Origin of the sequence: Gorillibacterium timonense, assembly GCF_001457415.1 — a bacterium.
GTDB lineage: Bacteria > Bacillota > Bacilli > Paenibacillales > NBRC-103111 > Gorillibacterium > Gorillibacterium timonense.
Map to the genome: position 1 here is coordinate 339,842 of NZ_LN881720.1, position 10,180 is coordinate 350,021.

Below are 10,180 nucleotides of genomic sequence, written 5' to 3' on the forward strand. Positions count from 1 at the left end.
GAGAAAGACATTCAAGGGGAGTGACCTTACTTACTATGAAGGACGAATTGATTCGAGCAACAGCAAAGGACGGCAAGTTTCGCGCATTTGCCGTTCACACCACAGCACTGACGGAAGAGCTGCGCCGTCGCCATTCGACGACACCGACCGCTACGGCGGCACTTGGACGGACCCTGGCAGCCGGCGCCATGATCGGCGCCATGATGAAAGGCGAGGAAAAGCTGACCATTCAAATTAAAGGCGGAGGCCCAATCGGGCAGATCGTCGTCGACGCCAACGCCAAGGGAGAAGTGCGCGGGTATGTCGATAACCCGGCCGTCGACCTGCCGCTGAACGAAAAGGGCAAGCTCGATGTAAGCGGAGCGGTCGGAACGGACGGCTTCATCTATATCATCCGGGATCTTGGCATGAAGGAGCCGTACCTCGGCAGCACTCCGATCGTTTCGGGCGAGCTGGCGGAGGATTTCACGTATTATTTTGCCAAGTCGGAGCAAACTCCCTCTGTGGTGGCGCTGGGCGTGCTTGTCGATAAGGACTACACGGTCAAAGCGGCAGGCGGCTTCATCGTTCAACTGCTGCCGGGAGTAAGCGAAGATGAGATCGCACAGCTGGAGGAGAAGCTGAGCAAGATCACTTCCGTAACTTCGCTGCTGGAAAGCGGCGCAACCTTGGAGGACATTCTCGCGTCTATTCTAGAGGATGTCCGTATTCTGGACCGAATGGATGTGTCGTTCCGCTGTAAATGTTCGCGGGAGCGGGTTGAACGCACCTTGATCAGCCTGGGGCGCGAGGAGCTGACCTCCATCTTAGAGGAAGACGGAAAAATTGATCTCGTCTGTCATTTCTGTAACGAAACGTATCATTTTACCGATAAAGAAATTGAGGGCGTTATAACCAAGATCGATTCTTAAAGAGAACAACGGAAGCCTGGGCCAAGGGCGAAGAGGGAATCCGAGGGGATAGAGATGAGAAATGTTAAGCTGCTGTGGGGGATTATCGTATTATTGACGGGAGTCGGGCTGGTGCTGTTCCGGATTGCCATAACCGAGCCGCATGCGTCGGTGCCGGATCCCTCCGCCAGCAGTGGAGAAGAGAGCCGAATCGTCGCCAAGATCGGTGACAAGGTCATCACCTCCGAGATGGTTCGGCAGAAGGTATACAGCAAGTATGGGCTGGAAGTACTGAATCAGATGGTGGATCATCTCGCCATCCAGCTTGAGGCCGATGACCGGGGACTGCGAGTCGAGGAGAAGGAGATCGCCGCGGAGCTCACACGCATGCAGCAGGGATACGGCAGCGAGGAGCAATTTTATCAGTCGATGAAGGAGCAGGTCGGCATGACCCGCGAGGAGCTTCATGAAGATGTTTACTTCAAGCTGCTGGTGGAAAAAGCCGCAACCTCCGACATCGTGGTAGGAGAAAACGAGATCAGCGATTACATCAAGCAGAACCCCGAGGAATTCGCCGATACCGAGCAGCTGCATCTGCAGTTCATCCTCAACGAAACGTTGGAGCAGGCCAATCGCACGTACCAGCTGGCAACAGCCGGGGGCGACTTCGCTACCCTTGCCCGCGAGCGCTCCTTGGATATCAACACGGCGAGCGAAGGAGGCGATCTCGGCTGGATTGAAGAGAACGATCCGTTCGTTTCGCCGAATATCCTGAAGACGGCTAAGGAGCTGACGGTCGGCGAGATCGGACAGCCCGTTCAGACGGAGTCCGGCTATGCCGTGGTAAAGCTGCTCGACCGCAAGGAAGACAAGAAGAGCGACCCGGAAGCGATTCGGGAAAGCGTCCGCAAGCAGTTGGCCTTGCAGAAGGCTCCGGCTATCAAGGATTACATTTTGGCCCTGCGCGATAAATGGAAGGCGTCGCTGATTGGAGCCGACAGCGAATTTGGAGCTTCCCCGACTCCAAGTCCGAGTCCGGCTTCCGGGCAATAACAGGGAATACGAGGATTCCGGCGGAACCGATTCGCTTCGGAATCCTTTTCATATTCCAGTTGACAAGGAAGAATGGGATTGGTAAGATGATAGCATAATACCAACCGGATTAGTCGGAAATATGAACGGAACATTTAGAGGAGGTTTTATCCATGGCCAAAATCGTAGACAGCGTTACCGAATTGATCGGCGGAACTCCGCTTGTACGGCTGAATCGCGTTGTGCCTGAGGACAGCGCAGAAATTTACGTGAAGCTCGAATACCAAAACCCGGGCTCCAGCGTCAAGGACCGGATCGCCATCAGCATGGTAGAGGTCGCCGAGCAAGAAGGGAAGCTGAAACCCGGAGATACCATCATCGAACCGACGAGCGGGAACACCGGGATCGGTTTGGCCATGGTAGCCGCAGCGAAGGGCTATAAAGCCATTCTTGTCATGCCGGAAACGATGAGCATTGAACGGCGCAACCTGCTTCGCGCTTATGGAGCCGAGCTCGTGCTGACTCCGGGAGCGGAAGGCATGAAGGGCGCCATCAAGAAGGCGGAGGAGCTGCAGGCTGAGAATCCGACCTACTTCATTCCGCAGCAGTTCAAGAATCAAGCGAACGTGAAGATTCATCGCGAGACGACGGGTCCGGAGATCGTCGAAGCCATCAACTCCAAGGACGGCAAGCTGGATGCGTTCATCGCCGGGATCGGAACCGGCGGCACCATCACCGGTGTCGGTGAAGTGCTGAAGAAGAACTTCCCGGACATCGAGATTTACGCGGTCGAGCCAGCGGCTTCCCCGGTGCTCTCCGGAGGCAAGCCCGGTCCCCACAAGATTCAAGGCATTGGCGCCGGCTTCGTTCCGGATATCCTCAACACGGAGATCTACAAAGAGATCATTCCGGTAGAGAATGACGAAGCCTTCGAGACCGCTCGCCGCGTAGCGCGCGAAGAAGGCATCCTCGGAGGTATTTCCTCCGGTGCTGCGATCTTCGCCGCCCTGAAAGTGGCGAAGAAGCTGGGCAAGGGCAAGCGCGTCATTGCCGTTTTGCCGAGCAACGGCGAACGCTACTTGAGCACGCCGCTCTACCAATTTGACGAGCAATAAGAGCTTTCTTGACCATGTGAGCGATTAACGACAGCCCCTTCCTGGAGGGGCTGTCTTGTTGTGTTTCCGGCGGCAGGATTGACGGGGAGCGCAAGATATCCTTAAATAGAGGGAAGATAGTCGGCCGCATGAGGCGGAACGCACGGCCGGATTCAAAGACAAAGGAGTGATTTGCCGTGATTCTGGTCATCGATAATTACGACTCGTTTACGTACAACCTGGTTCAGTATTTAGGCGAGCTGGGCGAGGCTGTCGAGGTTCGTCGCAACAATGACATTACCCTTGCCGGAATCGAAGAGCTTGCCCCGGACCGGATTTTGCTGTCACCCGGGCCGTGCACTCCGAATGAAGCCGGGATATGCCTCGATCTGATCGAGCATTTTAAGGAGAAGCTGCCGATCCTCGGAGTCTGCCTCGGCCATCAGGCGATCGGCCAAGCCTTCGGCGGCGAGGTCGTACGCGCCGAGCGGCTGATGCACGGCAAAACCTCAGCCATCTATCACGATGGCAGGACGCTGTTTGCCGAAATCGAGTCGCCTTTCACGGCAACGCGCTATCACTCTCTGCTCGTCCGCCGGGAGACGCTTCCCGACTGCCTGGAAGTGAGCGCCTGGACGGAAGAGGGAGAGATCATGGGCCTTCGGCATAAGGACTATGCCATCGAGGGCGTACAGTTCCATCCGGAATCTATTCTGACCGATCATGGCCGGAAGCTGCTGCTTCATTTCTTGGAGATGCAGCCGGGTCGCGTGGTCGGGTAACAGTCTGCTGACAAGGAAGTGCTTGTCTTTATGAAACACAATGAACCTTATTCTGTGTGGCTAATGGGGGGAGCTGATCGGCGTAGCCTGACCGACCGGCGAAGTCTGGACTGCCGCGGACTCACGCTTGAACTGGGCGCAAAAACGCAGATTATGGGTATTTTAAATGTAACGCCGGATTCCTTCTCTGACGGAGGACGCTATACGGACCTCGAAGCCGCGGTGGAGCATGTCAAAGCGATGGTAGCGGCTGGAGCCGACCTCATCGACATCGGGGGCGAATCGACGCGTCCGGGCTCCGTGCATGTCCCGGAGGAGGAAGAGATCCGTCGAGTTATCCCCATTATTGAAGCGCTGCGGGAGGCGGTGTCCGTCCCGCTGTCCATCGATACGTACAAGCCGGGAACTGCGAAGCGGGCTCTGGAAGCGGGCGCTCACCTGCTGAACGATATCTGGGGCTGCCGCCGAGACTCGCGGATGGGTGAATTGGCAGCGGAATACGGGTGCCCGATCATTCTCATGCACAACCGCCCGGAGCCGGTCTATGCCGACTTCCTGGCCGATGTCGTCTCCGATCTGGAAGAAAGCGTACGGATCGCTAAGCGGGCGGGCGTACGTGACGAGCAGATCATCCTCGATCCCGGAATCGGCTTCGCCAAATCTCAGGAGCAGAACCTTCAGCTTCTCGGGAACCTGAAGCGATTGACCGCGCTAGGCTACCCGGTTCTGCTGGCGGCATCGCGCAAACGCACGCTGCGCAATGTGCTCGACCTGCCTGCGGACGATGTGATCGAGGGAACGGTAGCCACGACGGTGCTCGGCATCGCCCAGGGCTGCGAGCTGGTGCGGGTGCACGACATCAAGGAGAATGCGCGGGCGGCGCGAATGGCGGATGCCATCGTTCGCTGCGGCGCTTGACGGGGGACTGCCGCATGGATAAAATGACGCTTAACCGAATGGAATTCTTCGCGTATCACGGAGTTTATGCCGAGGAAAATAAACTAGGGCAGCACTATTATGTCGATCTGGAGCTCTTGCTCCCGCTGTCCCGCGCCGGCTTCGGCGACGAGCTGACCGAGACGATCAATTATGCTGAGCTGTACGCCCGGGTGAGAACCATTGTCGTTGAACGGACGTTTCGGCTGATTGAGGCTTTGGCGGAGCACATCGCGCAGGATTTGCTCGGCTTTTACCCGGAGCTTCAAGAAGTTCTGGTGCGGGTGACGAAGCCCCATCCGCCATTTGAGATTCATTTCGCGGGTGTGAGCGTGGAGATTCGGCGCAGCCGTCCGGTCGAGGTTTATGTGGGGCTTGGCTCGAACCTGGGCGAGCGGCACGAGCTGTTGGCCGAAGCCATTCGGCTTTTGTCGGAGCATCCGCGAATTAAGCTGCTTCGGCAAAGCCGTCTGTATGAGACGGAGCCAGTTGGGTTCGTCGAACAGGGGAAATTCCTCAATCAGGCAGCGGCCTTCGCCACCGACCTCCCTCCGGAGGAATTGCTCGTCGAGCTGCAGCGAGTCGAGAACCGGCTCGGCCGGGTTCGAGACAAGCGCTGGGGCCCGCGAACCGTCGATCTTGATCTGCTGCTCTACGGGCAAGTCGAGCTGCGCCTTCCCCGCTTGACGGTTCCTCACCCTCGCCTTGCAGAGCGGGCTTTCGTATTGGTTCCGCTCGCCGAAATCGCCACGGACGACGCCGTGCCGGGCCTGAGCTCGCTGTCTGCCCGAATCGAAGCCATGCCGGCAAGAAATGAGGTTGTGCCATGGACACGCTAAAAATCGCGCTGCGCATCCGCGCCTTCCGTAAGCTGAAAGGGCTGACGCAGCTGGAACTGGCTGAGCGCATGGGGGTTTCCGTATCGGTTCTCGGTTCATTGGAGCGAGGAACACGCAAGGTGGACGGGAAGCTGATCCGTCGAATTGCCGAAGTGTTGGATGTGAAGGAAGAAGAGCTGCTGGATGTCGGTCAGGAGAGACGCGCTTAACGCCGTTTGAAGTGAATATGCCTTTTTGAGAAAGCCAACGCTTTATAGGCGCATTATCGATTTACATGGTTTAGGGTTTGCCATAGAAAGGAGCTTTATATGCTGAAAATAGGGAATGTAGCCGCCCCGAACAACGTTGTGCTGGCCCCGATGGCTGGCGTCTGCAACCCCGCCTTCCGGCTCATCGCCAAGGAATTCGGCACCGGGCTTGTCTGCGCCGAAATGGTGAGCGACAAGGCCATCATGAACGGCAACAAGCGAACGATGGAGATGCTGTACGTGGACGAGCGCGAGAAGCCGCTCAGCCTGCAGATCTTCGGAGGCGATATCGAGACGCTGGTCGAGGCGGCCAAAGTGGTTGATCAGCAGACCAACGCCGACATCATCGACATCAACATGGGCTGCCCGGTGCCCAAGGTCACAAAGAGCGACGCGGGCGCCCGCTGGCTGCTCGCTCCGGATAAGATTGAACAAATGGTGGCGGAGGTTGTTGCCGCTGTCTCCAAGCCGGTTACGGTGAAGATGCGGATCGGCTGGGATGACGAGCATATCTACGCCTTGCAAAACGCAAAAGCTGTCGAAAACGGGGGAGGGTCCGCCGTCTCCGTCCACGGGCGCACCCGGGTACAGATGTATAGCGGTACCGCCAATTGGGATATGATTAGAGAAGTCAAGCAAGCGGTGGGCATTCCCGTCATCGGCAACGGCGATGTCTTCACGCCGGAGGACGCCAAGCGGATGCTCGAAACGACCGGCTGCGACGGCGTGATGATCGGCAGGGGAGCGCTCGGCAATCCTTGGATGCTGTACCGGACCGTGCGCTATCTGACGGAAGGGGTGCTCTCTCCAGAGCCCTCAGCGGAAGAAAAGATTCGCATCGCCATCCTCCACATGGACCGCTTGATCGCGCTCAAGGGAGAGACGGTCGCCGTCAAAGAGATGCGCAAGCATCTGGCTTGGTACTTGAAGGGGCTTACCGGCGCCGCCCGCGTGAAGGATGCCATCATGGAGATGGTGGGCCGCGACGAGATCGTGCGTTCGCTGACGGAATTTGTCGATAAGCTTGCTTCCGGTGAAGGGGAAGAGGAGCCTTCCGCCGAACTGACGGTCCACTAAAGGCGCGCTGATGTCTTTATAACCGCTGGTTAACCCTATTTTGGCTGCGATTGACAATTAGTTGGGGTTGCAATATAATCAGTCGTAAACTTGAAACCAACGCCATTGTCATGACGTAGTAACGTACACCATATAGTAATGAGGAAGCCGCGGAGCTTATACGCCTCTGCGGCGACTTTTATTGAATTCACACGACAGGAGATTTGTTGGAATGAGCGAAAAAGAAACGATTCTGACTCAGGAAGGTCTGAAACGGCTGGAGGAAGAGCTGGAAAACCTCAAGTCGGTCAAACGCCGCGAGGTCGCGGAACGGATCAAGATCGCCATCGGCTACGGGGACATCAGCGAAAACTCCGAGTATGACGATGCCAAGAACGAACAGGCATTTATCGAAGGCCGTATCCTGCAGCTGGAGAAGCTGCTGCGTAACGCGCGGATCATCAACAGCGAAGAAGTGGACATCAACACGGTGAGCATCGGCTCGATCGTGACCTTGAAGGATCTGGAATACGGGGATACGGTGGAATATACGATTGTCGGGACGGCGGAGTCAGATCCCTTCGAGAATAAAATTTCCAACGAAAGCCCTGTAGGTCGTTCCATTCTCGGCCAGAAGAAGGGCTCCACGGTTGAAGTCAGCGTCCCCGCCGGTATTATCCAATATCAGATCATCGATATTAAGAAGTAATCTTCTCTTCAGACGGCAGGCACGATCCATCCATAGCAGAACGGGAAAGCTTCCTGGTAAAGGAAGCTTTTTTCTGAACGATGGGTATTGAACGATGGAAGAACCGGAATGATTGGAATGGTCGGAATGCGAGAAGCTGCTGTGTGAATCGGCACGCTTATCGTCATGAGGAAACGGGCGCATCCCTTATCTTTATGGAGGGAATAGCGGTGCCGTTTCTTCTTGTTCCACCACCCATGAGCAGAAGCGCAATTTCACGGTCTTTTCGGGAAAAATGCTTTTGTTTGCGGGTATTTATGAGTACAATGAAGAAATGGATTCAAAAAGGTGAAGGAGATTGTGCGATGAGTCAGGAACTCGAACTAAATGATTTGCTGGTGATCCGCCGGGACAAGCTGAACGACTTGAGAAACCTCGGTATCGATCCCTTTGGACACAAATTTGTGCGAACTCACGCGGCGAAGGATATTTTGAACACTTATGATGCCATGGACAAGGACGAGCTTGAGGCGCTTGCCCCGACCGTCAGCATCGCCGGGCGCATCATGCAGAAGCGGAGCATGGGGAAAGCATCTTTTGCCCATATTCAAGACTTGACCGGCAAAATTCAAATCTACGTGCGCAAGGATTCCGTCGAGGAGGCGCAATACGAAGCCTTCGATCTTCTCGATATCGGCGATATCATTGGGGTGACGGGTGAAGTCTTCAAGACCAAAACCGGAGAAACGACCGTCAAAGCGACGAGCTTGGACGTTCTTACCAAATCGCTCTACCCGCTTCCGGACAAGTTCCACGGCCTGAAGGACGTCGAGCTTCGCTATCGTCAGCGCTATGTGGATTTGATCATGAGCCAGAGCGTCAAAGAGACGTTCATCACTCGCTCGAAGATCATTCAATCCATCCGCCGTTACCTGGATACTCAGGGCTATCTGGAAGTGGAGACCCCGACGCTCCACGCCATCGCAGGCGGAGCCGCGGCTCGTCCGTTTGTCACTCACCACAATGCGCTCGATATGCCGCTGTTTATGCGGATCGCCATTGAGCTTCATCTGAAGCGCCTCATTGTAGGCGGCATGGAAAAAGTCTATGAGATCGGCCGCGTCTACCGCAACGAGGGGACTTCCACCCGGCATAACCCGGAGTTTACCCTTCTCGAGCTGTATGAGGCTTATGCCGATTACAAGGATATCATGAACCTGACCGAGAACCTATTCGTGCATGTTGCCCGCGAGGTACTCGGCAAGACCGAAATTGAATATCAAGGCCAAACCATCGATCTGGCAAAGCCGTGGCGCCGTGTGTCCATGGTCGAAGCGATCAAGGAAGTCGTTGGCGTTGACTTCCTCGTGGATATGTCTGACGAGGAAGCGATCCGACTCGCCAAGGAGCATAAGGTTCCAGTGGAGCCGGGCATGACGTTCGGCCATATCGTCAACCAATTCTTCGAGAGGTTCGTCGAAGAGACGTTGATCGAGCCGACCTTCATCACCGGTCACCCGGTTGCCATTTCACCGCTTGCCAAGAAGAACGCCGAAGATCCGCGCTTTACGGATCGCTTCGAGCTGTTCATCGTGGCGCGGGAGCATGCCAATGCCTTCACCGAGCTGAACGACCCGATCGATCAACGCGAACGGTTTGAGGCTCAGCTCCATGAGCGCGAGCTCGGCAACGACGAAGCTCATATGATGGATGAAGACTTTGTACGTGCGCTGGAATACGGGATGCCGCCGACGGGCGGGCTTGGCATCGGCATCGACCGCATGGTCATGCTGCTTACCGACGCAGCCTCTATTCGCGACGTCCTGCTGTTCCCGCTGATGAGGGAACGGTAAGGCTCATTTGCCTTTTAAACAAGAAGCCCGCTGCGGCTTCTTGTTTTTTTATCCCCTTTGCTGGGACGAGGTGGGAGGCAGCTATGGCTCCTTCAAAGGGGGGGGGAGGCCTCCTGAGGCCATTCTGAGCTTTTTTAAATTTCCTCTTGCATTCCCTCAACGATCTGTGGTACATTAGTTCTCGCCGCTCCGAAGGCTAACACCGGACGAGCAGTGCAGAGCGGTTCCGAGCTTCCTGGAAAAACTTGAGGGTTGCAACGAAGAAGGCCGCTGTGCTATAGTATGAGAGTCGCACTGAACGCGATGAATGCCCTTTGAAAACTGAACAACGAGTGGTAAGGACGCGACTTTCGGACTTCGGTTCGGAAGGAGCACAAACAAACACGCAAGTGTTAAAGAATGAGCTTAATGAAACGATCTATAAACTTTTATGGAGAGTTTGATCCTGGCTCAGGACGAACGCTGGCGGCGTGCCTAATACATGCAAGTCGAGCGGAGTTTACTGGAATCTTCGGATGAAGGTAAGCTTAGCGGCGGACGGGTGAGTAACACGTAGGCAACCTGCCCTCAAGACTGGGATAACCTCCGGAAACGGAAGCTAAGACCGGATACGTTCTTTCTGCCGCATGGTGGGGAGAAGAAAAGCGGAGCAATCTGCTACTTGAGGATGGGCCTGCGGCGCATTAGCTAGTAGGTGAGGTAACGGCTCACCTAGGCGACGATGCGTAGCCGACCTGAGAGGGTGAACGGCCACACTGGGAC

General features: G+C 55.9%; 10 protein-coding genes and 1 rRNA gene. All 11 read left to right on the top strand.

The window, feature by feature from the left end:
• Positions 1 to 35: 35 nt before the first annotated feature.
• A complete protein-coding gene (gene hslO / locus BN2684_RS02075; protein ID WP_058300505.1) occupies positions 36 to 911 on the top strand; it encodes an Hsp33 family molecular chaperone HslO in 876 nt (291 codons plus the stop codon).
• 54 nt (positions 912 to 965) lie between these two features.
• Positions 966 to 1,943, top strand: coding sequence for a peptidylprolyl isomerase (locus BN2684_RS02080; RefSeq protein WP_058300506.1), 978 nt, complete (start codon positions 966 to 968; stop codon positions 1,941 to 1,943).
• Between the two features lie 152 nt (positions 1,944 to 2,095).
• On the top strand, positions 2,096 to 3,037 hold the full coding sequence (gene cysK, locus BN2684_RS02085) for a cysteine synthase A (protein WP_058300507.1): 942 nt from the start codon (positions 2,096 to 2,098) through the stop codon (positions 3,035 to 3,037).
• Between the two features lie 176 nt (positions 3,038 to 3,213).
• Complete coding sequence (gene pabA, locus BN2684_RS02090) at positions 3,214 to 3,798, top strand: aminodeoxychorismate/anthranilate synthase component II (RefSeq protein ID WP_058300508.1); 585 nt, start codon at positions 3,214 to 3,216, stop codon at positions 3,796 to 3,798.
• A gap of 153 nt (positions 3,799 to 3,951) precedes the next feature.
• Positions 3,952 to 4,716 (top strand): dihydropteroate synthase, encoded by a 765-nt coding sequence (gene folP / locus BN2684_RS02095; protein ID WP_234340136.1) that lies wholly within the window; start codon positions 3,952 to 3,954, stop codon positions 4,714 to 4,716.
• Between the two features lie 14 nt (positions 4,717 to 4,730).
• Positions 4,731 to 5,573, top strand: coding sequence for a 2-amino-4-hydroxy-6-hydroxymethyldihydropteridine diphosphokinase (folK, locus tag BN2684_RS25220; protein ID WP_058300509.1), 843 nt, complete (start codon positions 4,731 to 4,733; stop codon positions 5,571 to 5,573).
• Positions 5,561 to 5,782, top strand: a complete 222-nt coding sequence (locus tag BN2684_RS02105; RefSeq protein WP_058300510.1) for a helix-turn-helix domain-containing protein — start codon at positions 5,561 to 5,563, stop codon at positions 5,780 to 5,782. Before folK ends, BN2684_RS02105 begins: the two co-directional genes overlap by 13 nt.
• Positions 5,783 to 5,881: 99 nt before the next feature.
• Positions 5,882 to 6,898: a tRNA dihydrouridine synthase DusB gene (dusB, locus tag BN2684_RS02110; RefSeq protein ID WP_058300511.1), complete on the top strand. Its 1,017-nt coding sequence runs from the start codon at positions 5,882 to 5,884 to the stop codon at positions 6,896 to 6,898.
• A gap of 211 nt (positions 6,899 to 7,109) precedes the next feature.
• Positions 7,110 to 7,586: a transcription elongation factor GreA gene (gene greA, locus BN2684_RS02115; protein ID WP_058300512.1), complete on the top strand. Its 477-nt coding sequence runs from the start codon at positions 7,110 to 7,112 to the stop codon at positions 7,584 to 7,586.
• Positions 7,587 to 7,930: 344 nt separating this feature from the next.
• Positions 7,931 to 9,418 carry a lysine--tRNA ligase gene (lysS, locus tag BN2684_RS02120; protein ID WP_058300513.1) on the top strand — a complete coding sequence of 496 codons (1,488 nt, stop codon included), beginning with the start codon at positions 7,931 to 7,933 and terminating at the stop codon, positions 9,416 to 9,418.
• A 427-nt stretch (positions 9,419 to 9,845) separates the two neighbouring features.
• Positions 9,846 to 10,180, top strand: a 16S ribosomal RNA gene (locus BN2684_RS02125); the annotation flags it as partial.